The following is a 26,507-nucleotide window of genomic DNA, read 5'->3' as shown; positions in this document are numbered from 1 at the left end:
TACAAAAATCATAAATTAATCCTGAATCTCGCCTAAATTTTTCCAGCCATACCGGTAAATGGAAATCATAGCCGAAATCTCACTGGCCACTTCATCCAGAACCCCGGCCCAGGATCCAATGATGATATTATAGACAATCCACAACGGAGAATTCACAAACATGGTCGCAATTCTGATCTTCTGTGCATTATGGGTATATCCTCCAATTGTCGTCGCTAAATTTGCGCATATCGGAAGAAGGGAAATCCAGCCGGCCCAGGTTACAGCCGCAACAACTATCTGAAGAAAACAGAGAATGATGCACATTTTATTACTTCGTGCAAATTTCCATTTACTGGCAAGAAAAAGAGATCTGGCCAGATTCAGCAAATAGCTGATCCCCCCTGTCATTGCTCCCAATATTAAAAAGTGCGTGGTATAAAAGATATAAGAAAAAAACTGCATCACATAAAGTTTCCGGTTATCTCTGCACTGGTAGGAAAGAAAATACAGCGCTGCGCCTAACAACCCTAAAAACTGTGTAAACAAAAATTCGGCATCCATACGTTCTCCTGCTTTCTATCGACTTTTTACTGTTCCTGAAGCTTGTGAATAAACAGGCCGCTTCGCAGTTTCGGTTCAAACCAGGTGGATTTAGGCGGCATAATCCTTCCTGCATCCGCGACTTCCATAATCTCTTCCACACTGGTGGGATATAAGACAAAAGCCGCTCCCCCCTGCTCGTCAGCCAGTTTCTCCAGTTCCTTCATGGACTGGTTTCCGCCTACATATAATATCCGTTTGTCTTCTCTGGGATTTTTGATCCCCAGTATGGGATCCAGCACTTTCTTCTGCAAAATGGACACATCCAGCTTTCCAATCAGATCTTCTTTCTCATAAACATCCTCATAGGCTTTCAGATGATACCACTGGCCCCTGGTATACACGCCGAAGCAGTGTTTTTCCACCGGCTTGCAGGCCATTCCCGGAAAAAACATCAGCTCAAAATTAAATTTCAGACTGCCCAGAAAGGCTTTTTCCTCCAGACCGTTTAAATCTTTTACCACACGGTTATAGGGAAGAACGGTAAGCTGTTCACAGGGAAATACCACAGAAAGAAAGTAATTGAATTCTTCTTCTCCTGTGTATCCCGGATTTTCCTGTCTTCTTTTTTCTCCCACTTTTACGGCAGAAGCCGCCCGGTGATGGCCGTCCGCGATATACAGCGCCGGAATCTGTGCAAATTCCTCTGCTATCTTCCGGCAGACAGATGGATCGTCAATGACCCATACCCGATGAGCCACTCCGTCCTGTGCAGTAAAATCGTATTCTGCTGCATTCTCCCCCATCCACTGTTCCATCAGATGCAAAAGCTCCTCGCTGTACGGACAGGTCAGGTAAATGGGGCCTGTATTTGCGTCGCAGGCATCCACATGGCGAATCCGGTCTTCCTCTTTTTCTACCCGGGTCAGCTCATGTTTCTTTACAATCCCGTTTTTGTAATCATCAATGGAGGCGCATCCTACGATCCCTGTCTGAATTCTGCCCTTTCTTTCTAACTGATAGAGATAATACGCAGGTTTTTCCTCCTGTTTCAGGATTCCTTTTTCTTCCATCTCTTTCAGATTTTCGGCTGCTTTTTCATAAACGGCAGGATCGTACAAATCCACAGACGGCTCCAGATCAATCTCTGCCTTATCCACATGGAGAAAGGAAAAAGGGTTCCCCTTTGCCTCCTCTCTGGCTTCCTGACTGCTTAGTACATCATAAGGCAGAGCAGCCACCTGATGCGCATATTCCTTTGCCGGACGCAGGGCCCGAAAAGTTCTTAATGTTGCCATAATCTCCTCCTGTAAACTCTATTTTTTCTTTCTTAATTCCGGCAATACGGTAAATAACATGGTCAGAAAACAGGCAGCCCCGCCCACCAGGTTGGAGACAGGCTCTGCCCAGAATACCCCGTCTATCTTAAGCCCTCCGATTTTCGGAAGGAAAAGGGTCAGCGGCACCACAATCACAACCTTCCGGAACAGGGAGAAAAAGGTGGCTTTTCTGGCCTTTCCCAAAGCCACAAATACACATTGTCCGGAAAACTGAAGAGCCATGAAACAAAAACCAAAAAAGTAAATATGAAGAGCCGGAACACTGGCCTCAATCAGGCTGGGATCACTGTTGAAAATGTGAATAAAAAATTCCGGGCAGACTTCGATTAAAGCCCAGGCCGCAAGGGTGTAAACAAAACAGATCCCGGCAGTAAATACAATGCCTTTTTCCACTCTTTTATAAGCGCCTTCCCCGTAATTAAAGCTCAGTACCGGAGACGCGCCGTTGGTCAGACCCATAACAGGCATGGTAAAGATTTCCCTTACAGAATTCAGTACCGTCATAACACCCACATATAAGTCTCCCCCGTATACCGACAACGTGGCGTTGCACACAATCTGCACCAGACTGTTGGTAAATGCCATAATAAAGCCGGAAAAACCCAGAGAGACAATGTTTTTCACCCGTCTCAGGGATACTTTCATGGATTTAACCGTAAGTTTCAGAGGGACTTTCTTTCCCGTAAGAAATTTCAGCACCCAGACAGCAGAACACATCTGGGAGATTACAGTTCCCAGAGCCGCCCCCTGAACACCCATAGAAAGACCGAAAATAAAAATCGGGTCTAATATAATATTCAAAACAGCTCCGATCAGAACTGTCAGCATTCCTATATTCCCAAATCCCTGATTGTTTATGAAAGGATTCATTCCCAGGGAAATCATTACGAAAACCGTCCCCAGAAGATAGATCTGAATATAGCCCCGGGCATAGGGAAAGGTCAGATCACTGGCTCCGAAAGCATATAAAACCGGCCGGTAAAAAGCCAGACCCAGAACCGTCAGGCAGATTCCTGTTATAATCAGCATGAAAAAGGTATTTCCCATAAGCATCTGCGCTTCTTTCTGATCCCCTTTGCCTCTCTCGATTGCGCACAAAGGTCCTCCTCCGTTTCCAAACAAATAGGAAAAGGCAGTAATCAGAGTAATAATGGGAAAACAAAGGCCGACCCCGGTCAGAGCTACCATGCCCGTTCCCGGAATCCGGCCGATATACATCCGATCCACCACATTATACAGCAGATTCAGAATCTGGGCCATCATCATGGGAACTGCCACTTCCATAATATTTCTGTATACGCTGCCTCTGGAAAAATCTGTCTGGTGGACTTTCATGAACCATCCCCCGCTTTCTTTGGAATTTCACCCAGAACCGTCAGGATTTCTTTTCCCTGCTGCCAGCGGGCTTCGTCCACCTGAACTTCGTACCCACACCCGTTTTTCACATGCCACTGGTAAAAATCCCGTGAAGGAGTTCCGAAAGCCTCCATAATGTTCATAATACTGCCCCCGTGGATAACAAGGGCGGCAGACGCCGCTTTCTCTAACATACACAGACTCAGAGCCTTTCGAAATCCCCACAGGGTTCTTCTTTTAAATTCCTCACGGCTTTCCCCGCCGGGGAAAGGAAGAAGCCCTCCGGAGTCTATCCATTTCTGATAATTGGTATTTCCCTCCAGTTCCAGATAATTTTTATTTTCAAACTCGCCGAAATCGCATTCTGCCAGCTCCTCGATAATATGCAGACCGTATTTAGGAAAGAGGATTCCCGCCGTCTGCACACACCGAATCATGGGACTGGTAAAAATCAGATCCGGCCTGGGATAAATTCCTTCTTTCAGAAGTTCTTTTCCCTCCCGGCACAGGGGTTCGTCCGTAGTTCCGATATACCGTTTCTTCTTATTTCCTTCCGTCATGGAATGCCGGATGAGCCAAAGCTTAATCACCTTTTATCACCGTCCCGATTCCCATGATTACACGGATTACCCTGGAAGCGTTTTCTGCCAGACAGGTACAGATTCTCCCTGTGGCTTCCCGGAACTCCCGGTCAAAGGCATCCAGCGGTACAATCCCATAACCGATTTCATTGGATATGATAATCAAATCCGGATTCTCCCGGATTAGTTCCTGCGCCTTCTTCTGCACCTGTTCTTTGCTTTCTCTTAAAGATTTCCCTGTTTCCAGTTCCTCTTTCATTTCTTTTCGAATCCACTCCTGGAAATCATAAACCCCGTCTGCCTCTTTGATCATTTCCAGGGAACACTCTTTTCCGTCCAGAAACTCCCTTCCGGGATACTGCCTTCTGGCATATTCCAGCTTTCCCTGAAAAGCGCCGCCTATTATCATTTCCATCTGTCTTTCTCTCCTTATCGTACAATCGTTAAAATCGCTGCCGCCAGCATCATCCACAGCTCGCTCATCTGCACATACCATCCGGCCAGATCGCCGTTAATTCCTCCGAAATTTTTATAGGCCAGCCTCCGGTAATAAAAGAACACCAGAAACGCTGCTCCCGCGCAGCAAATCCCCGGTATCCAGTCGTACCACAGCATGAAAGCCACACATATAATCTGGTAAACATGCATCCAGATCCGAATCACCCGTTTCTGCGCGGCGTCGGAAAAAGAGGCGGCAAGCCCCGTATTTTTCGCCATTTTAAAAGTCACAATGGATAAACCGCTGTTTGCCCGTACAAGAACAAAACCGATTCCCACAACCGGAAACATCTCTGTTGTAATGACACTGACAGCTCCGAAATAGAGAATCAAATAACATAAACCGCAGATAATGGCAAACGCCCCCGCATGGGAATCCTTCAGAATCTCCAGCCGGCGTTCTCTCTCCTGGTAAGAGCTCATAGCGTCTGAAACGTCCAGGAATCCATCCATATGAATTCCTCCTGTAATGAGAATGGGCAGTACGGTCAGGGCCGCGGCCCGAAACAGACTTCCCTGCGCAATTGAAACTCTCTCGAAAAGAAAGGACAAAAGATACACGCCTATTCCCGTAACAATCCCAATCAAAGGGAAAAATCCCATGGCATACCGCATATTTTCCTTTTTCCAGTCGCTATAGGGCATGGGAATTTTGGAATACATGGAAAAAGCTATCTTAAAACTGTTCCACAAAATCTTCATCCTGTTCTCCTTTCTGGAAAATCCCGATCCCATATACCACTTCCACTACCTGATCTGCTCTTTTTCCAAGGGCGCAGTTAACCCCTCCCAGATATTCCTGATACCTTCTGGTATCCCCTGCGTAGGGGAGCTCCTCGGAAAAGATCTCGTTGGTCACAATGCACACATGAGCCGCCCGCTCCAGAAGGTGTTCCACTCCGGTTATCACCTGGGATACGGTATTTTCTTTGGCTCCGTTTTCCTGAAACATCTCATTTGCCACCAGGTTGGACATACATTCCAGCAGGATACAGCTTCCCTCAGGTATTTCCAGAGAAGCCAGATCCCGGTAACATTCCACTGTACGGAATCCTTTCCCCGCCCTCATTTTCTGATGTCGTTCGATCCGGGCAAAACTCTCCTGATCATAGGGAAACATGGTGGCGATATAGAGCAGTTCTCCCCGTTTCTCTGTCTCCTTAAAAAGCCGGCAGATTCGTTCTTCTGCATAGGCGGATTTCCCGCTTCCGCTTCCTCCTGTTACTACTATCAGCATTCTTTTATCTCCTGGCGTCTACTTTAATTCCTGATACTGTTCCACAGAAATATCCTGGAAAGTGCTCATCTCTGCATAAACGCCGGCTGCCAAATCTAAAACAGGAAATACGGCAACTGCTCCGGTTCCTTCTCCCAGGCACATATCTGCATGCAGGAACGCATCTTTCTTCATACTTTCCAGAATAAAATGTGCGGCAGGTTCTTTAGAGACATGGGATGCAATCAGATAGTCTCTGACTTCTTCTTTCATATGTACTGCTGCGAGTCCCGCCACGCAGGAAATGAATCCGTCCATTACCACCGGAAGCTTAAGCGCCGCGCCTCCCAGACAGACGCCTGCCATGGCACAGATGTCAAATCCGCCCACTTTCGCCAGCACATCTATGGCATCTTTGGGATCCGGCCGGTGAAGCTCTATGGCCTTTTGAATGGTTTCTATCTTTTTCTGAAGTCCGGCTGTGCTAAGTCCGGCTCCTCTTCCCGTCATCTGTTCCACAGGCCGGGAAAGCAATACGCTGGCCACTGCACTGCTGGTGGTGGTATTTCCAATTCCCATCTCTCCGATGGCTAACATTTTATATCCCTGTTCTTTCATTCTTTCTGCAATGGAAATTCCTGCCTCCAGACCTGCCACTGCTTCCGAATAAGTCATGGCCGGTTCTTTCGCCATATTTTTCGTACCGTAGGCTATTTTATAGTCTCTGCATACTTTCGTATCCACTGCCATTCCAATATCAAAAGGATAAATATCCGCCTTACATTTCCTGCATAAAAACGCTGCAGTCGCATCTCCGGAAAGGAAATTCTCCGCCACAATGGCTGTTACTTCCTGTCCGGTCTGGGTTACGCCTTCCTCCACAACTCCATTATCCGCGCACATGGTAACCAGAGCTTTTTTGTGAATATCAATTTCCTGATTCCCTGTTATCCCCGCAATCTGTATGAGAATTTCTTCTAATTTTCCCAGACTGTGCAGGGGTTTGGCAATGCTGTCCCAGCGTTTCTGAGCCGCCTGCATGGCCTTTTCATCCAGTTTTTGTATTTTATCCAGTGTTTCCTGAAGCTTCATTTAAAGTCCCCGCCTTTCTTATTGTTTTTCTGCTCATATATACTTTCTACATCTTACCATAAAAAGAATACGATGGGCAAGTCAGCAGCTCTTACGGATTGGACTTCTGCCCCTTTTTTCCTGTTGTAAAGACAAATACTTTACTGAACACATAGTTTAATACCATAACAAGAATCTGGGTTGCGATTTTACCGATCATATCCTTCCAGTGTAAAACTCCCACCAAAAACCATACGCCTCCCACCTCAATTACCATCGTCAGTAATCTGGCACTGATAAATTTGCCAAAGGGCAGGATATGGTCCCGCAGACTCTGGCAGGGATCCTGAAATACATAACGGGAATTTACAACATAGGCAAATAAAATAGCCAGAATAATGGAAGTGACATTTGCCGGATTTAAGCTCAGATGCAAAAAGGTTCTCAGCACGTAAAAACTCAGTACGTTTACAAGGGTGGTGCAGCCGCCGAAGAAAATATAACGGATAATCGAATTCTCATACAGATCTCTGATTTTTCCCTTCATCGGAATCCTCCTTTTTCTTTCTTATAATTTTCGATACAATGTATCTGGGCCGCTGCTTTACCTCTTCGTAAATTTTTGCAATATAATATCCGATAATGCCAAGGCTCATCATAATGGCGCTTCCAATCAGCAGCAGCACAATCAACAGGGTGGTATACCCGGCCACGGCATGCCCGCCGAAATACTGAATCAGCGAATAGACGCCTAAAATCAGGGAGAAGAAGAAACAGAGAAGTCCGGTTACTGTTACAAACTGCATGGGAGCTGTTGTAAATGACACAATATTGGTAAAGGCATATTCCACCAGTGATTTGGCAGACCATTTGGACTCTCCGGCCCTTCTTTCTTCCACCTGAAACTCCACAGATATGGTTTTGTATCCAATCCAGGAAGAAGCCGCCCGAAAGAACAGGTTCTTCTCCGGCATCTGAAGAATACTCTCCACCGCTTTTTGATCCAGCAGTTTAAAGTCCGAGGCATTTCGCATATCTACTTTGGCCGCTTTTGACATAATCCGATAAAAAAAGCCGGCACATTCCTTATGGAAAAAGCTTTCTTTTCCCCTGTCTTTCTTTACTCCTTCGACTACCTCGTATCCCTGCATCCACAACTGATACATCCGGATCAAAGTCTCCGGCGGATGCTGCAGATCGCAGTCCATTACCGCCACAGCCTCTCCTTTTGCATGGGCCAGTCCGGCAACAATCGCCGCCTCTTTGCCGAAATTGCGGGAGAAGCAAACCCCCGTCACCTGGCTGTCCCTTCTGCTTATTGTCTCAATTTTCTCCCAGGTATGGTCAGAGGACCCGTCGTTAACAAACACCAGTTCAAAGGGAATTTCTGCCTTCTTTAAAATCCTCTCCAGTGTCTTCCAGGTCTCCTCAATCATTTGTTCTTCATTATAGGCGGGCAGAACCACCGACAATAACTTCATTTTCTTCCTCCTGCTGTTTCCCCTGCTCTTTTTTTCTTAGTCAGAACAGTCCAATAGACTTTCCTGTAGAATATCAGGAACAGCCAGGCTGCCAGTCCGGCTGCGCTCAGGCAGGCTCCTGCCAAAAGATACGGGGTTCTGTATGTGAAATGTATTTCGTGTTTTCCCGGCTCCAGCTCCAGAGCCAGGAACATTCCGTTGGCCTTTTTCAGTTCGGTTTCTTTTCCGTCCACGTAAGCAGTCCAGCCTCTGCTGTAAGGGATGGCAAGCAGAAGAGCCTTCCTCTTATTCAGGGAAATCGTTCCTTTTATTTCGTTGGTTCCTATCTGAATTTCCTGAAGGGTATCTTTTTTTAATGCGTCTGTATAAGCATCCACCTGTTCCATGGGCTGACAGACGACTTCCAACTTGCGGAAACTGTAAACTCCTGTATTTTCAAAGGTCAGTGTCATTCGTGTCAGTCCCTCATCCTGATACCCCAGGTTACAGAGGAAGTTATGTTTTCCGCTGTATCCGTTATAATAATCCGTAAAAACACTGATTTCTTTCTGAATTTCTCCCGCCTGTACAGACATTACCGCCTTCTGTCCCTCTTTCCAGTCTCTCCACAGGCTGGTCTCATGGAGAACTTTCTGCTGTTCATACCGGGTGAGTTTCTCCCATTCTTCATCATCGTACAGTTCTCTGGGAGAAAGGGCCTCGTAATCCCAGTCTTCCAGCATCAGATATGTTTCGCTGTCTTCCTTCCCCTGAAAAACAATTTCCAGAACCGCATTTTCTTCCTCCACCCGGATCTTTTTGTCCTCAATGGAGCATCCCTGGCTTTTTACGGCCTTCCAGGGAATTTCCTCATGGTTAAAGGAAGGTTTTCCTTCCGGAAGGCTGCTGTCTTCCATCACTACTGACTGCAAAAGAGCCTGTTGCTTCTCCGGCGCCGCCATTTTCTCATATTTCTCTGGCTCAACAGAAGTTTCATACGTATAGCCCAGAGGAAGCGCATTCTGACACTCATAGGCACTGTACACCTGATTTCCTTTCTGGGCCGTACTGCTCTTTTTTCGGTACCCGTAGGGAAGATAAGCCTCATCTCCCTCTTTTACTACGAAGTATCTCACCGCCGCCAGACGATCCAGGATCGTTCTTCCATCCAGATTTTCATAGTGGTATTCCCAGGGGGTGTTTAAATAAAGGGAATTGAAATACTCACTGATATTTCCATTGGACAGACTGAAGTAATAAGTCGTACTGTTGGTCTTCGTCTGCATGGATGTATTGGCGTAAGGAAGTGCCCCAAACTGATCATAGCGACAGGTATCCGCATTTTGGGTCAGACGCACTGCTTCATCCGCACCGGAAGCCAGTTTCTCCAGATTCTTTCCGCTGGCAGAGAATTCTTCCAGATACTCTCTTTCATAAGAATACTGATCGTGGGCGTTTAGATAGATACCGGCCAGCAGACAGACCCCCAGTGCACCCCACAGATATTCTTTTTTCGTAAATACTTGTCCAAAAGACAGTATCAGCATGGTGGACAGAACTAAAATCAAAACGGCGCATAAATTCCTCTGGGTTCTGGCCGACTCAGCAAAAAGAGCCAGAACGCAGTAGCAGACAAGCATCAGGAAAATTTTCTTCTTCTCTCTGATGGTCAGCTTATAAAATTCCGGATACATCTTCACAAAAATATAGGAAATCAGCATCCCATAGGCCCAGATCCACCGGTTGGACACGTAGGAAAAGCCGTTTAACATATGACCTGCGAAAGGAATCAGCAAAAACAGATTCAAAAGGAGAAAACCGCCCTTCAAATAAGAATCCCGGTTCTTCCTGGCAAATAATACAAAAACACCTGCCATGGAAACAGCCGAATATCCTGCCACACCCCAGTGCATCATGTTCTCCCCAATGAGACATCCCAGATACTTCTCGTAATAAATCCGATCGTAAAAAAGGGGCACATAGTTTTCCGCCTGGAACCGATCGGTTCCCAGCATGGAGAGAACTACCGGAAGAAAAATCACCGCCGCAATGGATAATCCGATGACAAAATATCCCAGAAACTTAAGAAACCAAAGACCGATTTCCTTTATGCGAAAATGCCCTGTTAGCATAAAGTAACGAAAAGCCGCATACAGAAACATAAAAATACACAGCATATAAAAGAAATAGAAATTGCTGAGAGCAGAAACCGCAACCATTCCTATAAATAAATGAGGCTTTTCTTTTTTGTAAACTTTATCAATCCCCATCAGAAGCAGGGGCAGATAAATCATGGGGTTGGCAAAATAGGGATGTTTCACCACCGCGTAAATCGTCCACCCGGCAAATACATAGATCAGCGTACCATATAATATGGCAGCTCCCTGATTCTTATGGTAGGAACAGAATCTGGCAAAAGCCAGTCCTGCCAGATAAATGCGCAGCACAATCAGCAGCTCATATAACAGTTCTGTCTGGCTGACCGGTACAAAAACCGACAGCAGCGCCAGGGGATCTCCGATTACATAATAATGAAGGGTTGTTAAAATATCCGAGCCGTAACCGATGTTCATATCCCACATTGGCAGAGAAACGCGGTGTTCAAATATCAGATTTTTCAGAAGAGTCCGTAAATAATGACCGTAATAGGCCAGGGAGTTTACATGCTGGGGAACTCCGTCATGACTCCACACAAATGATTTTCCATTAATCGCAAAATAGTAAAAGACCAAAACACAAATTGCCAGAAAAATACAGGAATACCAGATAAGAAATCTGGTTTTCTCCTTTTTAATCCGTATCTTTTTCATCTGTCCGCCTCTTTTTCCTTGACTATTGGCTCACATTATACTGCCCCCTTTTCCACTTGTCAATCAACCGGAAAAACTCCTCCTCTTTTTTCATTTTCTCTTGACATTCCTCCGAAAGTATACTAACATAAACATATGAACAATCATTCATATGTTCATATTAAAACTGTACCATATTCCGATGAAAGGAGTATCTTTATATGAAAAGAAAAGTTTATATTCTTGAAAATCTGGGTTGTGCAAACTGCGCTTCTAAAATAGAAAGCAAAATTGCAAAGCTCCCCGGCGTTGAGGAAGCAACCATTACCTTTGCCACCAAACAGCTCCGGCTGAAAGCCAAAGAGCCGGAGCAGCTTCTTACACAGATTACAGCAATTGCCCATGAACTGGAACCGGATATTATCATCCGGGAACGGGATTCCCGCCCGCACAGCCATTCTCACGGGCACGGTCAGGAACACCATTCCCACGGGGAGTCCTGTGGCTGCGGACACACCCCTGAACACGAACATGTCCATCATTCCCATGACCATGACTGCGGCTGCGGGCACGTCCACGAGCACGAACATGTCCATCATTCCCATGACCATAACTGCGGCTGCGGGCATTCCCATGAACACGAACATTCTGCAGAGAAGAAAATGAAAACCGGTTCCAACTTCCACAGACTTTCAGAAAATACCATATCCCTGTTAGAACTTGGTATGGGAGCAGTCTTATTCCTGACCGGAGAAATCCTCTCCCACCAGAATATGGAACTGACAGCTCTCCTGGTTTTTATTGCCGGTTATCTCCTCCTGGGCGGCCGCATCCTGCTGACTGCTTTAAAGAACCTGAAAAACGGCCAGGTATTCGATGAGAACTTTCTGATGAGCCTTGCTACCTTAGGTGCATTTGCGATTAGAGAATATCCGGAAGCCGTGGGTGTTATGCTGTTTTACCGCATCGGGGAATACTTTGAACATGTGGCGGTGGAGAAAAGCCGCTCCCAGATTATGGCCGCTGTGGATCTGCGGCCGGAAGTGGTTCAGATTTCTGTGGGCGACCAGACGAAAACCATTCCTGCACAGGAAGCCCGTAAGGGAGATATTCTGATCGTTCGTCCCGGCGACCGGATTCCTCTGGACGGTGTCATCACCCAGGGAGAAACCCAGATCGATACTTCTCCGGTAACGGGAGAACCTGTACCGGTAAAAGCCGGCTGCAAAGACGAAGTCATCTCCGGCTGCGTCAATGTCTCCGGACTGATAAAAATCCGCGTAGAAAAAGTTCTGGAAGAATCCATGGTAACCCGAATTCTGGATTCTGTAGAAAACGCAGCCGCCAGCAAACCGAAAATTGACCGCTTTATTACAAGATTTGCCCGGATTTATACCCCCTTCGTAGTAATTCTGGCAGTGGCCACAGCAGTGATTCCTTCCCTGATAACCGGGGACTGGTCCAAATGGGTTTATACCGCTTTAACCTTCCTGGTTATCAGTTGTCCCTGCGCCCTGGTTTTAAGCGTTCCTCTGGCCTTCTTCTCGGGAATCGGAGCCGGTTCCAAAAAGGGCATCCTTTTTAAAGGCGGAGTTTCTCTGGAGGCTATGAGAAACGTGTCTGCCGTTGTAATGGATAAAACCGGAACCATCACTCAGGGAAACTTTGTGCTTCAGAGCGTTCATGCAGAAAAGAACGTTTCCGAAGATTCTCTGCTGGCTCTTTGTGCAGGCTGTGAACAGAATTCCACACATCCCATTGCCGGCAGCATTGTAACTGCCGCAAAAGAGAAAAAACTGGAAGTTCCCCACCCGGAATGGATAGAGGAAATCGCCGGTCACGGCATCCGCGCAAAAGTTCAGGAAGGAGAATTTCTCTGCGGAAACCAGAAACTAATGGATAAGTATCAGATCGACCTGGCCGGATACCAAAGCGGAAAATACGGCACGGAAGTCCTGGCCTCTTTAAACGGCAGATTCCTGGGATACCTGGTCATTTCTGATACCATAAAGAAAGAAGCTCCTTCCGCCATTGAGAAAATAAAAGAACTGGGAATTGTCACCGCCATGCTTACAGGCGACGCCCCAAACAGCGCCAACGCCGTAGCGCAGTCCATCGGAATCGACCAGGTACACGCAAAACTTCTGCCTGAAGAAAAACTGGAGGAATTAAGAAAAATCCGCAGTCAGCACGGCCCTGTTATGTTTGTGGGAGACGGAATCAATGACGCCCCTGTTTTAGCCGGCGCGGATGTGGGAGCTGCCATGGGAAGCGGTGCGGACGCAGCCATCGAAGCTGCCGACGTGGTATTTATGACTTCCAGCATGGAGGCTATTCCTCAGTCTCTTTCTATCGCCCGCTCTACCAGCCGGATTTCCTGGCAGAATGTGGTGTTTGCCCTTGTCGTTAAAGGGCTGGTAATGCTCCTTGGCCTTGCAGGCTTTGCTTCCATGTGGATGGCTGTCTTTGCAGACACAGGAGTTGCCATGATCTGTGTATTAAATTCCATTCGGATTTTATATAAAAAGTAAATTTTCTCTTACCTATTGACAGATTTCGTTTTCTATGGTAAATTTCTTTCAATGACACAGTGTCAGTGCCAAACTGATACTGTGTCTTAACAGCAAGTAAGGCGAATAAAAAGTTATTTTTATTCGCTATCTTTTTCACCAGCAGTTAGCACTCACCTGAATAGACTGCTGATAACGGAGGGATTTTTATGATTATTAGACCAGTATACGATTTACTGTTGCTTCCAGAGGTATCCTATTACTTTAAAAAAGATTTTTTTCAGGGTTATGAATCGGAACCTCTGGAAACAGGAACAGATATTTTATTTCTGCTTCTAAAGCAGGAGAAGGAAGAACCTCTTTCTATTGAAGATTTTCATCCCATCGGCGTCTCTGCCAGAATTGAGGGCAGCAGCGATGGGGAGACTCTGCAGATTCGCACCTGTGACCGGGTGGATATTTCAGATATAGAAATCAGTGACGGGCAGATCCTGGCCTCTGCCGCTATCCGTCCTGAGATCAAAGATCTTACGGAAGAAGAAGAGAAAGAGTTATTCCGTCAGATACGAAACGCTCTGCTGAAATTTGTGCAGACCTATCAGCTTGGCCTCTGGGTACGAAATTTCATTTTACAGAGAAAAAACATAAACGAAACAGTCTGTGCCCTTTCGGATTACCTGAACCTGATGGCCGAAGACAAATATGCCATTTTAGCGGAAGATTCTAAGAAGAAACGATATGAGCTGATCCGGGAAGCCATCAGTGAATTTATTGAAGTGGCCAAGGTTTCCGAGGAGGCCAGAAGCGCCCAGAAGGATGATCAGGAGCAGCTCTACCGGGAAGCAGCGCTGAAAAAACAGATCGACTACCTGCAGAAAGAACTGGACGATATGCATCCGGAAAACGTCTCAGACGTCAGAAAGTTCGAAAATAAAATAGCCAAAGCAGGAATGAACAAAGAGGCGAAAAAGGAAGCCCAGAAAGTTCTGAACCGGATGCGCCAGGAAGGAAAAGAAAGCCATGAATACGGTCTTCTTTACGATTATCTGGATTTTGTAACCAGCCTTTCCTGGAAGACGCCCCGGGTATCTCCCATTGATTTGGAAAAGGCAGAGGCCATCCTGGATGAGGAACACTATGGATTAAAAAAGGTAAAAGAACGAATCATCCAGCAGCTTGCAGTTATGGCTCTGAATAAGAAACAGTACGGTTCCATTCTCCTGTTTGTGGGTGCTCCCGGAACGGGAAAAACCAGTATCGGACAGAGCATCGCCAAAGCTCTGGGCCGAAAATATGTCCGCATCAGTCTGGGCGGCATCCGGGACGAGGCGGAAATCCGCGGCCACAGGAGAACTTACATAGGGGCCATGCCGGGAAGGATCATGGAAGGCATGAAACGCTCCGGCGTCTCTAACCCGGTAATGGTGCTGGATGAAGTGGATAAACTGGTGAAAGACTACGGCGGCGATCCGGCCAGCGCCCTGCTGGAAGTTCTTGACCCGGAACAGAACAATACCTTTACCGACCACTATATGAATGTGCCCTATGATTTATCCAATGTGCTGTTTGTCTGTACTGCCAACACCACCGATACCATACCGGAGCCCCTGTTAAACCGTATGGAAGTCATTTCCTTCCCCGGTTACACGGCTGTGGAAAAATTCCAGATTGCCAGAAAGCATCTGTTTCCCAAAGCCCTGACTGCCATGGGAATTCCCAAAGAGAAGCTTGCTCTCACAGACGAGGCTCTCTATAAGATTATTGACGAGTATACCATGGAAGCCGGCGTCCGGAGTCTGAAGAAGCTTCTGGATACCCTTTGCCGGACAGCCGCAGTAAAACTGGTTAAAAAAGAAGATGGGGACTTAACCGTTACGGAAAACAACCTTTCCGAATATCTGGGAAGGAAACAGATGAATCATGAACACAAACTTCAGGATCCTCAGCCCGGAGTGGTTACCGGCCTTGCCTGGACCCGAGGCGGCGGAGAGATTCTGTTTATTGAAAGCAAACTGACAAAAGGAAAAGGAAACCTGTTAATCACAGGACAATTAGGAGACGTTATGAAGGAATCGGTTCAGATTGCCTTAAGCCTGGTAAAATCTCTCTATCCGGAAGAAGCCCGGAAACTGGAAAACCAGGATCTCCACATCCATGTGCCGGCGGGAGCCGTTCCCAAGGACGGACCCTCTGCCGGGATTACCCTGGTCACGGCTCTGGCATCCCTGCTTACTGATAAACCGGCAGATCCGGACTGCGCCATGACCGGAGAAGTTTCCCTGAGAGGAAACGTTATGCCCATCGGCGGCCTTCCGGAAAAATTGATGGCAGCCCAGAGAGCCGGTATTTCCAGAGTATTCATTCCTTATGAAAACACAGAAGATTTGGAAGATGTGGCCGATGAAGTAAAGGATAAACTGGAAATCATTCCCGTAAAAAAAGTAACCGACGTTCTTGGCCGATTACTGTAATCCAATCCCCTTTTACAGCAGCTCTTTGCTTAAGGTATAGAGAGCCTGCTGCAAACTGGGGACAAACCGGGGGTTCTCATAGTCCCCGTCTGCCTGCTTCATGGCGGCAAGCTGCTTTTCTGACAGGTTTGTCATCGTATAAATTCCCTGCAGCAGGGAAAGAAATACCAAAAGAAAATGCTCTTTCTTCTCCTGAGGGGCCTCCGGAAAATATTCCCGGAGGCTCTCTCTGATTCCATTCCAGAAAGGCAGCATCCCTTTCTTAAAATCTGTCAGTTTTTCCAGAGAACAGTTTTTTTCTATGGTTACATAATGAAAAGAAATCAGTTCCAAAAGCCGGGGATGGCGGGCTGCAGATTCCGCCAGTATCCGGCAGTACGATTCTCTGGAGCCTTCTTTGTCTCTTTTCATCTCCTCTTTTAAATCCTCCAGCCAGCAGAAATATTCTTTTCTCAGTATATCCAGGAAGATTTCATCCTTTGTTTTATAATAATTGTAGATACTGGAACGGCATATGGAAGTAGATTTTGCTATCTCTTTAATATTGATTTCCTCATACTCCATAGCAGCATACAATCTTTCACAGGCCTGTATAATTTCCTGCTGACGGTTAAATACCAGTTCTTCTTTCTTCTCCCTTTTCCAGTTGCCGTGCATAAAAAGGTCCTCCCTTACCTGTCTTCCCTCTTTTGGCACAGTATAACACGGCGAAAGAAGATTCTCAATATCTGCCTTTTATCCATTCTTCATCAGTTTTTTTCTGTACTTCTCACTTTCCCATCCCAGAATCCGGGCGCATTCTTCTTCTGACAGAAGATCCGGCTCCATATTCTGTTTTCGTATGGAATCGTGGATATAAAACAGGGCGGTCATGGTTTCTTCCAGAGCCATGGCTTCTTTTTCACCGGCACAGTAAGATATGCCCTCTTCTGTGATCGTAATTTTGCCGGGCATACTGGGATCCAGAGAAAGTTCATTCTCTGTATAAACCAGTTGATCCGGGTAAATAGGCTGATACCGTACCCGGTTTACCAGTTCCCTGTCCCTTAGCTGTTTCAGCAGCCAGTCCTGACTGCTTTTATATCCCTTCTCCCCTTTGATGACAGAAGGAATTGCCATCTCTTCCAGTCCGAAAGCGCTTTTTAGTCCTTCATTGACCTGATCCATCAGGACTTCCGTCTCTTCTCTGGAAGCAGCGGTTGTGATAATTCCATGGTTCTTCAAAAAATACACCTGAGGAAATCTGCCGTTTTGCCGGGCATACTCCTGTCCGGCTTTCAGGATTTCTCTGGTCAGCTCATAGCCGGGGATGACATACTTCACCCCTGCCGCCGGAATCTTCTTTTCTCTGGCAAAATCCAGGACTTTCTCCATTCCGTCTCTGGCGCACAGGAAAACATTGACATAGACCGGATGAAGATGCAGGACATAGGTATCCAGAACCGAATGAAAGCCCACTTCAATAGAGGCCCTTGCCTTTGGTTCTTCATAAATCTGTCTTCTGGTTTCCGAAGCAATTTCAATGCACCTTTTACTGCAGTCTTCTCCCTCATGTTCCTGCAGACAGTACTCTTTTATTTTCTCTGCGTTTACCGCCACATAGCCGTAATTTTCTGACATGTCTTTCAGCCGGCATCCGGACGCCTTTACTGCCATCCACCCTCCGTCTGTCTTTACCGAGGTGTTGCCTCCCCCTGCCTGTACATAGTCCGGTCGGTTTCCTACCCTTACTGACATGGCAATCAGTTCTTCTACTGCTCTTTTTTCATTCATGAATTCCTCAGCCTTCTCTCTGTCCTTTTTTGAAATATTCATGTCCTCCCAGTTCCGGAATCACTTCCAGAATTTCCTGTTTCATGGTTTCCAGATCCTGTCTGGTTTCCCCTTCCATCCGTACGGTAATCCCCTGTTCTGTCACAGACTTGCGGATTAAAAACCAGCCGTGGGGGAAGGTTACCCGAATCCCGTCCAGTTCTTCGATGGGATATTTCACAGAAAATTTTCTGGCTTTTTTAAGGAGCGCATCCTGGGTTTCATAGAGACAAAACATGCGGATTTCCGGAGATACGCAGGACTTAGGCAGGGCATCTGCCATCTGAGCCAGGGATTTCCTCTTTCGTGTAAGCAGCTCACACATTTTCAGGGTTGCGTACAGTCCGTCATCCCGTCCGATTTCCCCGAAGAAGAAGTGCCCGCTGATTTCCCCTGCCAGAAGGGAATGATTCTCCAGAAAACGTTTTTTAATAAATCCGTATCCGCTTTTTTCCATAATCGCTCTGCCTTTGCATCGTTCCACGGTCCTGGGAACAATACTCATACTTTTCTGATCGTAAACAACAGAACCCGTCTGCCGGCTCAGGGCATCTTCAATGTATAAGACAAAGCTTTCTTCACTTAGAAGAACCCTTCCCTGATTGTCCACAAAGACCACCCGATCGCCGTCCCCGTCGTAGGCGGCTCCCAGATCCGCATGTTCTTCTCTGACCTTCTCACAGAGATCCCCCAGACAGGTATAAAGAGCGGGATTGGGATTCCGGTTGGGGAAACGTCCGTCGGGCTCCTGATAAAGAGTTACCACCTGGTATCCCAACTGTCTGGCAATTTGAGGATAATACAGGCCGGTCACCCCATTACAGCAGTCCATAACAATTTTTAAGTTTCCTCTGGGGCAGCTTTCTTCCAGGAAGCGGCGATAGCTTTCTTTAATCTCTCTTCGTATGCGCTCTCCCTTTCCTGTTGCAAATTTCTTTCTCTTTACCAGTCTCTGGATTTCCTGAATCTCTCTGTCGGTAATCGGCATATTTCCAAACATCATTTTCAGCCCGTTGTACTGAGCAGGGTTATGAGAGGCAGTGACCATGATTCCCCCTGCCACTTCCAGCTCTTCAATGGCAAAGTAAAACATAGGCGTGGCAATCATCCCCACATCGATCACAGTAATTCCGGAGTCCAGCAGGCCCTGAATCAGGCTCTCTTTTAATTCTTCTGTGGAAATACGCACATCCCCGGCCACACAGAGGGCTGCATTTTCATATCTGGTTCCCAGCGCCCGCCCGATGTGATAGGTCTCTTCGGCGCTGATTTCTTCCGGATAAATTCCCCGGATGTCACATTCTTTATAAATGCTCATAATCCCCCTCCTGTCCGGAATCGCTTCTGGTATTCCTCTTTTGCTTTCTGATAAAGTTCTTCATACTTTCGGATCAATCCGGGAACCGGGGGCACTTCCTGCCGAATCTGAATCATATGTTCCGAAGCTTCTTCCAGAGTATCGTAACAGGTTCCCGCCGCCGCCAGCATGGCACATCCCATGGCAGCGTCTACGATCCTTGGAACTCTTAAATTCCGGTTCAGAACACTGGCCCGTATCTGCAGCCACTCCTGACTGCGGCAGACTCCCCCTGTGGTATAGACCGTACCTCCCACCTCAGCCCCCAGAGCCTCCATCTGTTCAAAGGCAAAACGCTCCGCATAAGCCACTCCTTCCATTAAAGCCGCATAATGCACATTTTCATCCCGGATGTCGCCCATAAGGAAACCTTCTGCCTGATCGTCAGCAAAGGGAAACCGTTCTCCCTTTCCATGGAGAGGATAACTGATGACTCCCGTGGGAATGACTTCTTTCACATGGGTATTTCTCTCTTCAAATTCCTCTTTGGGAAAAGCATCGTTGAGACAGCGTCCGCCTATATTTGCCGCTCCGCCCAGCATCCAGGCGCCGGAAGGCAGTTTATGGGAATAGGTCCCTGCTCCGGGCGGAAGAAACAGCTTTTGGGTTACTCCTTTTAAAACCATCGTGGTTCCTATAATAGAAGCCCAGTCTCCCGGTTTTACTGCTCCTGCGGCCAGAGCGGATGTATATCCGTCTGTGGCCCCTGAGACAATCAGCATTTCCGGATTCAGTCCCAGCTCCTCTGCAGTCTGCGGACTTATTTTCTTTATAATCCTTCCCGGAGGAAGCACTTCCGGAAACAGCGCCGTATCCAGTCCCAGTTCTGTAAAAAAATCCGGCCATTTTTCTTCTACCAGATCATATCCTGTTTTTAATGCATTGGAATAATCGGTCACGTGATAAATTCCGCAGAGTTTTCCCACGAGATAGTCGGCCTGATGGACGTACCGGGCCGTTTTTTCATGAATCCGGGGACGGTGCTCTTTCATCCATAAGATTTTCGGAAGGGCAAAGGAGGGATGAAACTGATAGCCCATCTTTTTCTCCAGACCGGCTCCTGCCCGCCGGATTCTTTCTGCTTCTTCTTTTGCCCGGGTGTCGTTATACATAAGAGCCGGAGAAAGCGGCTGATTCTTATGATCCAGAGGCAGTACGGTGGCAGAGGTTCCGTCAATACTTAAGGCTGCAATCCTGGTATCGGTGCCCGGTTTCTTTTCCAGTTCCTGCTGACAGCTTTTTAAAACCCGACAGGCTGCTCTCCACCATACCTCCGGTTCCTGTTCGTATCCTCCTTCCCGCAGACTGCAGTTTAGTATTTCAAATCCTACAGAATGGGCGGCCAGAATATCCCCGTTTTCTGTAGTAACTACTGCTCGAACTCCCTGAGTCCCTATATCCAGCCCCATCAGCAACATCTTCCATTCCCCCCTTATTTTCCCAGAACCTGCGGATTCATCAAGAACCGCGGTCTCTCTCCGTGAAAGAATTTCTCTGCCTCAGCCAGAACCATGGCCGGGCTGTCTGCGAAAGCTTCTACCGTGTCCCCGCTTTTGTGACAGCTAAAAGTGAGATTATCCAGGGTCAGAAGAGGATTATCTTCTTCAATCGGTTCCACATCATAATTATCAATGGCCGCCCCCATAATCCATCCTTCCTTTAATGCCCGGTACAGGGCTTTCATATCAATCAGCGGAGAACGGGCCGTATTGATAAACACAGCTGTTTTCTTCATCATACGAAACTGTTCTTCTCCCATCATACCTCTGGAAGTGTCAGAAACTCTGGCATGCATGGAGACTATATCGCTCTCCCCAAGCAGTTCTTCCAGAGAAACCGGCGTTCCCTGTTTTTCCCGTATTTCTTCTTCCCTTGCATAAGGATCATAAATCAGAAGCTTCACATGGAAGGCCTGCAGAAGATCCGCCACCAGATGACCGATGGTCCCAAATCCGATCAGACCTACGGTTCTGCCCTTGATTTCATGAATGCTGCCGCTGTTGGGGAATTTCTCTCTCCATTTCTTCTCCTTGGTCATGGCTGCATGGCAGCGTCCGATATTTCTCATCTCGGCAATCATCAGTCCTATGGTCATTTCCGCCACTGCGTTGGCATTGTGAGCCGGATTGGCCACCACAGGAATTCCCGCCTCTGTGGCGGCCTCCAAGTCAATGTTCTCAATTCCGCCCCGGTTGGTTAAGAGCAGTTTCAGATTTTTTGCTTCCCGGAAAACTTCTGAAGGTATCGGACACTGATGGGTCTGTATCACATCTGCATCTTTGATTTCCTCCATAATTTCCTGCGGAACCGGGACGCACCTGGAGCCGGTCAGTTCCATATTTTTAATATAGATTCTCATATCCTCTTTTGTGGTAGGCCCGAAATAAAAGAATTTCTGCCGGGTATATCTGGAAAACCCTTTTATGCCTTCCTTCATCATTTCCGGAGGAAGCAATATATCGCCAATACATACTATTTTCATATCCTTCTCCTTTCCTTCCCCTTACATATCGTTTTCTCTCCACCGCCGCTGATGTTCTTTAAAACAGGGAAGCAATACCTTCTGCAGTTCCACATAGGTCTGATAATTTATCCGGTATTTCTTTCCCCTCTCTTCATCCGGTTCATAGCATGCTCCCGGTACGATAATTTCCCGGGCCGCCTCTTCCATGTTCTCGAAAATTCCTGCGGAAACTGCAGCCAGGATCACATCTCCGATGGCAGCTCCTTCCGCTTTCTCCTGGGTCTGCACACGGATTCCCAGAATATCGCTTAACATCTGCATCCAGGCACTGCTGTGACAGGGCCCTCCTGTAGCCACAATCTCTTTCATCTCTTCCTTCTTCTTTCCCATTGCCTTTAAGACAATCTCCACATTCTGCAGCACTGCATAACAGGTTCCCTCCATCACTGCCCGCAGCATTTCCTGTTTGGTGGTTTTTGTATTCAGGCCGAAAAAGACGCCCCTTGCGTCCGGCTCATAAAGAGGGGAGAGTTCCCCTGCCAGATAAGGAAGAAAAACGATTCCGCCTGCTCCCAGAGGCGCCGCGGTCACATGATCACTCATGATTGAAAACACATCTTTCTTTAACGTCTTTGCCCACAGACTGTCCATCTCACAGACGGCTTCTTTCATCCACTGAAAGGCTCCTCCCGTATTGGACATCACTCCGATATTCATCAGATAATCCTTATTTACAAAGCCCAGACTCAGCAGTGCAGGATCCGCTTCATACCAGTTCTCTTTTGTATTTTTGGCCAGCATAATCACCGTGCTTCCTGTTCCGCAGGAGTAAGCCAGACGATCCTGGGTAAAGATTCCCATTCCCGCCATAGCCATTGCTGTGTCCGAGGCTCCGCCCAGTACCTCAGTCTTTTCATCTAAGGAAAGTTCTTCTGCCGCTTCTTTGCTCAGATGACCGATTACCTGTCCGCAGTCCACAAGAGCGGGAAACTGTTCCAGATTTATCCCCAGTTCTTCTGCCAGCTTCTCATCCCATTCTTTGGTATGTACATTGTAGAAATGGTAATTTACGGCCATGGAACGATCCAGGGCAAAGACTCCTGTCAGACGGTAATTGATATAATTGTTGCAGTCCACAAACATTTTTGTCTTTTTATAGAGTTCGGGCCGGTTCTCCCGGAACCAAAGAAGTTTGGGCAGAATATGATAAGGTCTTATACAGGCCGGATTCCTTTTTTGAATCTCCCGGGCGTACTCCTTTTGTAACCGCCGGCAGACTTCCCCTGCCCTTCCGTCTGACCAGATGGCTCCGTTGCACAGAGGAACTCCCTTTTCATCCAAAGGCGTCAGCGTAGGTGTGTGGCTGCTTATGGAAATGACTTTTACCTCTTCTTTAGAAAAGCCTCCCTGCTGTAAGAGGACGCGCACGCACCAGCGAAAGGCTTCCCACCATTTCCGGGGATCCTGTTCCATAAAGTTTTTCTCTGGCGTCAGCACCGGATAACTTTTATAGGCGGAAACCAGCAGTTTTTTCTCTTTCCGGCTATATACCAAAGCCTTTACCCCATTGGTTCCGAAATCAAATCCCATTACAATTTTGTCTTTCATCTGCTGTCCTTCTTTCTTTACAGAAGCGGATATTTGCCATATCTGGCCACTGCCTCATACATAGCCTGCACGTTTTCCATGGGAACGCCGCCCTGTATATTATGGGAGGGAGCACAGATATAGCCTCCGCCCTGTCCTAAATCCCGAATCCTTTTCTGCACTTCTTTTTCCACGTCTTCCTGTGTTCCCTGGGCCAGTACCCGGACACTGTCCACCCCTCCGTGAAAACAGAGTCTGTCTCCGAATTCCCGTCCCATTTTCTCTGTATCCATCCCTGCCGCCGAAGGCTGAATGGGATTTAACATATCAGCTCCCGCTTCAATAAAATGAGAGATAAAGGGGTAGACCCCGCCGCAGGTATGGATGGATAATTTGCCCTGAGGATTTACCTTATGAAATTCGTTTTTTACATGGTTCCATTCCACTGCATGGCGGGGTTTTACCACTCTTGCATAATAGTCCGGATGAATCAGCGGGCCGTTCTGAGTGCCCACATCTTCTCCGCAAAGGCGTACGTAGGTCAGATATTTTCCGATGGTCTGCATGACCATGGTTTCCACCTGCATCTGTATCTCCCTTGTTTTATCCATAATGGCTTCCACGATTTCCGGCTCCATATGCAGGTACGCCAGATAATCTTCAAAACCCAGCAAAAACTGGCCCATTTCAAACAAATGACCTCCGAACTGACAAGTCAGGGCAAAGTCCGTTTCCTCATACAGACTTTTTACCATGGGAACGGCTATTTCCGGATCGTAAAGCTCTTCCGGATCAGGCCAGTCATAGGCGTATACATCTGCCACATCCTCAATTCCTTCCAGGGGCGGCTTTCCGTTAATGTACATGAAATCCGTACTGGTATCCCAGATCTTAATTCTCTGTACACCCCACTGATCCCGGAATTCATCCTGGTCAATGGTAAAATTTTTAGGCACAAAGGCGTTCGCCGAAAAATGCATCACATCCACATTCAGTTTTTCCAGAACCTCCACACTGGGAAATGCATGGTTGCAGTCATCCCACCAATAAGGCTCAAATTTCGTTCCCAGATAGTCGCACAGTTCCTGATACGCCGGCGGCGAGATTGTCAAATCACAGGGACACCGATCCGGCTCTTTATGGTTTAAAGCCGTCTCCACCCTTTCCCTTCTCGAATATACTTTTCCCATTTTCTATCTCCTTTCCGGTTCCCGGATACGCATTCCTGTGGTTTTATCAAACAGATAAAACCGATCCTCTTTCATTTTAATCCGGATTTTATCCCCTTTTTCCAGCACTTCTGTATCTTCTGCAACGATGGTTAAAAAGGTATCCTCAATCCGGATACTGATAATTTTCTCTTCTCCCAGATTCTCAAAGACATCCACTTCCAGAAGGGCGTCATAAGTCTCCCCGTTTACAATTTCAATATTGGTAGGACGGATTCCTATGATATATTCTTCCCCGTCTTTTATTACCGGATAAAACTTCCGGGGCACCTTTATGGTCTCCTGGTTTTTCAGTACAAATACCGGAGTTTCCCCTTTTCTCCCGACTCTCACAGTTAATAAATTCATAGGCGGTTCACCGATGAAGTCTGCCACGAAAAGGTTTACCGGATCATTATAGATTTCCTCCGGCGTTCCGTACTGTTGTAAAACACCCAGTTTCATTATGGCGATTCGATCTGCCAGGGACATGGCTTCCATCTGATCGTGGGTAACCAGAATGGTGGTACATCCTATCATTTTGTGAAGACGTTTAATCTCTCCCCGCAGGATCTGCCGCATCTTCCCGTCCAGATGGGATAAGGGTTCATCCAGCAGGAGAATATCCGGATTTCTGACCAGGGCTCTGGCAATATTCACTCTCTGTTTCTGGCCGCCGCTTAAAGCGCTTACCTTTTCTTCCAGGAGGGTTTCTACTTTCATAATCCCGGCGATTTCCAGAACTCTCTTTCTTACTTCTTCTTTGGGGAGTTTATGGGCCTTCAGGCAGAATGCAATGTTGTCATAAACACTTAAGGGAGGATATAAGGCGTAGTCTTCAAAAGCCAGACCGATTCCCCGGTCCTTCGGATGCAGTCTGCTGATGTCCTGATCTCCGATTTGGATTTCTCCTTTTGTAATCTCTTCCAGCCCTGCAATCATTCGTAATGTGGTAGATTTCCCACATCCGGAAGGACCTAGGATGCCGATAAATTCCCCGTCCGGAATCACCAGACTTAAATCCTTTACCGCATAATTACCCTGCTTTAAGGAAGCGGCTTTTCGCTTCTTTTTCGCTGTATTTTCATACATTTTATAAACATGATTCAGTCTAAGCTCTGCCATTTCCCCTTCCTCCTCTTACCGTTTGCCTCTGATGTCTTGTCAGAAATTCTTTCGTATCACTGTGGAAAAACAGGCATTTTTCCATATCAAAACGAAGGTATATTTTCTCATCAATCTGAAATTTTTCATCTACTTTTACTGTAAAACGAATCATCGCCTGTTCTGCCTTAACCACCAGTTCCACCTTATTTCCCAGTGGTTCGTTGGTATAAATCTGTCCCTGTATACAGCCCTCTTCGGGCGTTCTGAAATACTCAATGGCCGCACTTCTGGCTCCCAGATCAACTGTGGTTACTTCTTTCTCTCTGAGTACCCGGGCCACATCTTCCGGAAGAAGACATCTGTGGTTTTCCCAGGGAAGTTTCAGATACAGTTTCCCCTGTTCCTGTACAACCTGGCCGGGAATTAAGTTAATCTCACAGTCTCCGAACAGCTTTGCCACAAACTCCGTTCCCGGAAATTCATAAACCTCACCCGCTGTTCCGGTCTGTACAATTTTCCCTTCATTTACAACGGCTATCCGGTCGCCCAGACTCATGGCCTCTGTATAATCATGGGTTACATAAACCGTGGTGGAATGCAGTCTCTCCTGAATACTTTTTAATTCTTTTCGCATAAAATTTCTGAGTTTTGCATCCAGATGGGCCAGAGGCTCGTCCATCAGAAATACATTGGGATTTCGCACGAGGGCTCTTCCCAGAGCGATTCTCTGCCGCTGCCCGTTGCTGGCCTGAGCCGGCTGTCTCTCCAGAAGCTCTGTAATATTTAAAAGTTCTGCCACTTCTTTTACCTTCTGATCGATGATTTCCTGTGGCTGCCGGTGCATTTTTGTCCGCATACTGGAGGCGATATTTTCATAGACCGTCTTATGAGGATAGAGGGCATAGTTTTCGAAAACCATAGCCACATCCCTGTCTTTCGGCTCCACATAATTCATGTTTTTTTCGTCAAAATAAACGTCCCCTTCATCCGGATCCGTAATTCCGGCAATTACATTCAGAATAGAGGTTTTCCCGGCGCCGGCGGGACCGAAAATAACGAAGAATTCATTGTTTTTTATATCCAGGGAAATTTGATCCAGCGCTTTTACACTGCCGTATGTTTTCGTAATCTCTTTTAATCTGATTCCTGCCATATCTT

22 protein-coding genes are annotated in these 26,507 nt (G+C 47.0%); 2 read left to right on the top strand and 20 right to left on the bottom strand.

What is annotated here, in order from left to right; genetic code table 11:
• Positions 1-15: 15 nt before the first annotated feature.
• From B5F53_RS00720 to B5F53_RS00670, 11 genes are all read right to left on the bottom strand, one after another.
• On the bottom strand, positions 16-543 hold the full coding sequence (locus tag B5F53_RS00720; protein ID WP_087218269.1) for a YgjV family protein: 528 nt from the start codon (positions 541-543) through the stop codon (positions 16-18).
• A 26-nt stretch (positions 544-569) separates the two neighbouring features.
• Positions 570-1,820 carry a DUF1015 domain-containing protein gene (locus B5F53_RS00715; protein ID WP_087218265.1) on the bottom strand — a complete coding sequence of 417 codons (1,251 nt, stop codon included), beginning with the start codon at positions 1,818-1,820 and terminating at the stop codon, positions 570-572.
• An 18-nt stretch (positions 1,821-1,838) separates the two neighbouring features.
• A complete protein-coding gene (locus B5F53_RS00710; RefSeq protein ID WP_087218262.1) occupies positions 1,839-3,197 on the bottom strand; it encodes an MATE family efflux transporter in 1,359 nt (452 codons plus the stop codon).
• Positions 3,194-3,808 carry a histidine phosphatase family protein gene (locus tag B5F53_RS00705; protein ID WP_087218259.1) on the bottom strand — a complete coding sequence of 205 codons (615 nt, stop codon included), beginning with the start codon at positions 3,806-3,808 and terminating at the stop codon, positions 3,194-3,196. The genes B5F53_RS00710 and B5F53_RS00705 overlap by 4 nt, the downstream gene beginning before the upstream one ends.
• Positions 3,801-4,214, bottom strand: a complete 414-nt coding sequence (locus B5F53_RS00700; RefSeq protein ID WP_087218256.1) for a bifunctional adenosylcobinamide kinase/adenosylcobinamide-phosphate guanylyltransferase — start codon at positions 4,212-4,214, stop codon at positions 3,801-3,803. The genes B5F53_RS00705 and B5F53_RS00700 overlap by 8 nt, the downstream gene beginning before the upstream one ends.
• A 14-nt stretch (positions 4,215-4,228) precedes the next feature.
• Positions 4,229-4,999, bottom strand: coding sequence for an adenosylcobinamide-GDP ribazoletransferase (locus B5F53_RS00695; protein ID WP_087218253.1), 771 nt, complete (start codon positions 4,997-4,999; stop codon positions 4,229-4,231).
• Positions 4,974-5,534, bottom strand: a complete 561-nt coding sequence (locus B5F53_RS00690) for a bifunctional adenosylcobinamide kinase/adenosylcobinamide-phosphate guanylyltransferase (protein WP_087218250.1) — start codon at positions 5,532-5,534, stop codon at positions 4,974-4,976. Before B5F53_RS00690 ends, B5F53_RS00695 begins: the two co-directional genes overlap by 26 nt.
• An 18-nt stretch (positions 5,535-5,552) precedes the next feature.
• Positions 5,553-6,605 (bottom strand): nicotinate-nucleotide--dimethylbenzimidazole phosphoribosyltransferase, encoded by a 1,053-nt coding sequence (cobT, locus tag B5F53_RS00685; RefSeq protein WP_087218247.1) that lies wholly within the window; start codon positions 6,603-6,605, stop codon positions 5,553-5,555.
• A 91-nt stretch (positions 6,606-6,696) separates the two neighbouring features.
• Positions 6,697-7,131: a GtrA family protein gene (locus tag B5F53_RS00680; protein WP_087218245.1), complete on the bottom strand. Its 435-nt coding sequence runs from the start codon at positions 7,129-7,131 to the stop codon at positions 6,697-6,699.
• Complete coding sequence (locus B5F53_RS00675; protein ID WP_087218243.1) at positions 7,103-8,065, bottom strand: glycosyltransferase family 2 protein; 963 nt, start codon at positions 8,063-8,065, stop codon at positions 7,103-7,105. Before B5F53_RS00675 ends, B5F53_RS00680 begins: the two co-directional genes overlap by 29 nt.
• A complete protein-coding gene (locus tag B5F53_RS00670) occupies positions 8,062-10,854 on the bottom strand; it encodes a YfhO family protein (RefSeq protein WP_087218240.1) in 2,793 nt (930 codons plus the stop codon). Before B5F53_RS00670 ends, B5F53_RS00675 begins: the two co-directional genes overlap by 4 nt.
• Before the next feature lie 200 nt (positions 10,855-11,054).
• Between B5F53_RS00670 and B5F53_RS00665 the strand changes: the two genes are divergently transcribed.
• Positions 11,055-13,364 carry a heavy metal translocating P-type ATPase gene (locus B5F53_RS00665; protein WP_087218237.1) on the top strand — a complete coding sequence of 770 codons (2,310 nt, stop codon included), beginning with the start codon at positions 11,055-11,057 and terminating at the stop codon, positions 13,362-13,364.
• A gap of 188 nt (positions 13,365-13,552) precedes the next feature.
• Entirely contained in the window at positions 13,553-15,814 is a 2,262-nt protein-coding gene (gene lon / locus B5F53_RS00660; RefSeq protein ID WP_087218234.1) for an endopeptidase La, read from the top strand.
• 12 nt (positions 15,815-15,826) lie between these two features.
• Here lon and B5F53_RS00655 read toward each other — a convergent pair whose 3' ends face one another.
• The 9 genes from B5F53_RS00655 to B5F53_RS00615 all read right to left on the bottom strand — a co-directional run bounded on the left by B5F53_RS00655 (position 15,827) and on the right by B5F53_RS00615 (position 26,502).
• A complete protein-coding gene (locus tag B5F53_RS00655) occupies positions 15,827-16,471 on the bottom strand; it encodes a TetR family transcriptional regulator (RefSeq protein ID WP_087218231.1) in 645 nt (214 codons plus the stop codon).
• Between the two features lie 78 nt (positions 16,472-16,549).
• Entirely contained in the window at positions 16,550-17,587 is a 1,038-nt protein-coding gene (locus tag B5F53_RS00650) for a class II aldolase/adducin family protein (RefSeq protein ID WP_162610503.1), read from the bottom strand.
• A gap of 7 nt (positions 17,588-17,594) precedes the next feature.
• On the bottom strand, positions 17,595-18,944 hold the full coding sequence (locus tag B5F53_RS00645; RefSeq protein ID WP_087218225.1) for a phosphomannomutase/phosphoglucomutase: 1,350 nt from the start codon (positions 18,942-18,944) through the stop codon (positions 17,595-17,597).
• On the bottom strand, positions 18,941-20,401 hold the full coding sequence (locus B5F53_RS00640) for an FGGY-family carbohydrate kinase (RefSeq protein ID WP_087218222.1): 1,461 nt from the start codon (positions 20,399-20,401) through the stop codon (positions 18,941-18,943). The genes B5F53_RS00645 and B5F53_RS00640 overlap by 4 nt, the downstream gene beginning before the upstream one ends.
• 14 nt (positions 20,402-20,415) lie before the next feature.
• Complete coding sequence (locus B5F53_RS00635) at positions 20,416-21,465, bottom strand: 2-hydroxyacid dehydrogenase (RefSeq protein WP_087218219.1); 1,050 nt, start codon at positions 21,463-21,465, stop codon at positions 20,416-20,418.
• Between the two features lie 21 nt (positions 21,466-21,486).
• The gene (locus B5F53_RS00630; RefSeq protein ID WP_087218216.1) at positions 21,487-23,055 is read right to left on the bottom strand and encodes a xylulokinase; all 1,569 of its coding nucleotides are present in this window, start codon (positions 23,053-23,055) and stop codon (positions 21,487-21,489) included.
• 17 nt (positions 23,056-23,072) lie between these two features.
• The gene (locus B5F53_RS00625; protein WP_087218213.1) at positions 23,073-24,224 is read right to left on the bottom strand and encodes a uroporphyrinogen decarboxylase family protein; all 1,152 of its coding nucleotides are present in this window, start codon (positions 24,222-24,224) and stop codon (positions 23,073-23,075) included.
• 3 nt (positions 24,225-24,227) lie between these two features.
• A complete protein-coding gene (locus B5F53_RS00620; protein ID WP_087218210.1) occupies positions 24,228-25,367 on the bottom strand; it encodes an ABC transporter ATP-binding protein in 1,140 nt (379 codons plus the stop codon).
• Complete coding sequence (locus B5F53_RS00615; protein WP_087218207.1) at positions 25,354-26,502, bottom strand: ABC transporter ATP-binding protein; 1,149 nt, start codon at positions 26,500-26,502, stop codon at positions 25,354-25,356. The genes B5F53_RS00620 and B5F53_RS00615 overlap by 14 nt, the downstream gene beginning before the upstream one ends.
• Between the last annotated feature and the right edge of the window lie 5 nt (positions 26,503-26,507).

Origin of the sequence: Blautia sp. An249, from assembly GCF_002159835.1 — a bacterium.
Lineage (GTDB): Bacteria > Bacillota > Clostridia > Lachnospirales > Lachnospiraceae > Blautia_A > Blautia_A avistercoris.
Note: the sequence above shows the minus strand (reverse complement) of the source record. Positions and strands in the feature narration are given on the sequence as shown.

What these genes read in the sequence shown, in the direction of transcription:
- B5F53_RS00720 (WP_087218269.1), bottom strand. Translation starts at nt 543, where the DNA reads ATGGATGCCGAATTTTTGTTTACACAGTTTTTAGGGTTGTTAGGCGCA.
- B5F53_RS00625 (WP_087218213.1), bottom strand. Translation starts at nt 24,224, where the DNA reads ATGGGAAAAGTATATTCGAGAAGGGAAAGGGTGGAGACGGCTTTAAAC.
- B5F53_RS00655 (WP_087218231.1), bottom strand. Translation starts at nt 16,471, where the DNA reads ATGCACGGCAACTGGAAAAGGGAGAAGAAAGAAGAACTGGTATTTAAC.
- B5F53_RS00695 (WP_087218253.1), bottom strand. Translation starts at nt 4,999, where the DNA reads ATGAAGATTTTGTGGAACAGTTTTAAGATAGCTTTTTCCATGTATTCC.
- B5F53_RS00680 (WP_087218245.1), bottom strand. Translation starts at nt 7,131, where the DNA reads ATGAAGGGAAAAATCAGAGATCTGTATGAGAATTCGATTATCCGTTAT.
- B5F53_RS00710 (WP_087218262.1), bottom strand. Translation starts at nt 3,197, where the DNA reads ATGAAAGTCCACCAGACAGATTTTTCCAGAGGCAGCGTATACAGAAAT.
- B5F53_RS00615 (WP_087218207.1), bottom strand. Translation starts at nt 26,502, where the DNA reads ATGGCAGGAATCAGATTAAAAGAGATTACGAAAACATACGGCAGTGTA.
- B5F53_RS00635 (WP_087218219.1), bottom strand. Translation starts at nt 21,465, where the DNA reads ATGAAAATAGTATGTATTGGCGATATATTGCTTCCTCCGGAAATGATG.
- B5F53_RS00650 (WP_162610503.1), bottom strand. Translation starts at nt 17,587, where the DNA reads ATGAATGAAAAAAGAGCAGTAGAAGAACTGATTGCCATGTCAGTAAGG.
- B5F53_RS00675 (WP_087218243.1), bottom strand. Translation starts at nt 8,065, where the DNA reads ATGAAGTTATTGTCGGTGGTTCTGCCCGCCTATAATGAAGAACAAATG.
- B5F53_RS00665 (WP_087218237.1), top strand. Translation starts at nt 11,055, where the DNA reads ATGAAAAGAAAAGTTTATATTCTTGAAAATCTGGGTTGTGCAAACTGC.
- B5F53_RS00640 (WP_087218222.1), bottom strand. Translation starts at nt 20,401, where the DNA reads ATGTTGCTGATGGGGCTGGATATAGGGACTCAGGGAGTTCGAGCAGTA.
- lon (WP_087218234.1), top strand. Translation starts at nt 13,553, where the DNA reads ATGATTATTAGACCAGTATACGATTTACTGTTGCTTCCAGAGGTATCC.
- B5F53_RS00670 (WP_087218240.1), bottom strand. Translation starts at nt 10,854, where the DNA reads ATGAAAAAGATACGGATTAAAAAGGAGAAAACCAGATTTCTTATCTGG.
- B5F53_RS00700 (WP_087218256.1), bottom strand. Translation starts at nt 4,214, where the DNA reads ATGGAAATGATAATAGGCGGCGCTTTTCAGGGAAAGCTGGAATATGCC.
- B5F53_RS00620 (WP_087218210.1), bottom strand. Translation starts at nt 25,367, where the DNA reads ATGGCAGAGCTTAGACTGAATCATGTTTATAAAATGTATGAAAATACA.
- B5F53_RS00690 (WP_087218250.1), bottom strand. Translation starts at nt 5,534, where the DNA reads ATGCTGATAGTAGTAACAGGAGGAAGCGGAAGCGGGAAATCCGCCTAT.
- B5F53_RS00630 (WP_087218216.1), bottom strand. Translation starts at nt 23,055, where the DNA reads ATGAAAGACAAAATTGTAATGGGATTTGATTTCGGAACCAATGGGGTA.
- B5F53_RS00645 (WP_087218225.1), bottom strand. Translation starts at nt 18,944, where the DNA reads ATGAGCATTTATAAAGAATGTGACATCCGGGGAATTTATCCGGAAGAA.
- B5F53_RS00715 (WP_087218265.1), bottom strand. Translation starts at nt 1,820, where the DNA reads ATGGCAACATTAAGAACTTTTCGGGCCCTGCGTCCGGCAAAGGAATAT.
- cobT (WP_087218247.1), bottom strand. Translation starts at nt 6,605, where the DNA reads ATGAAGCTTCAGGAAACACTGGATAAAATACAAAAACTGGATGAAAAG.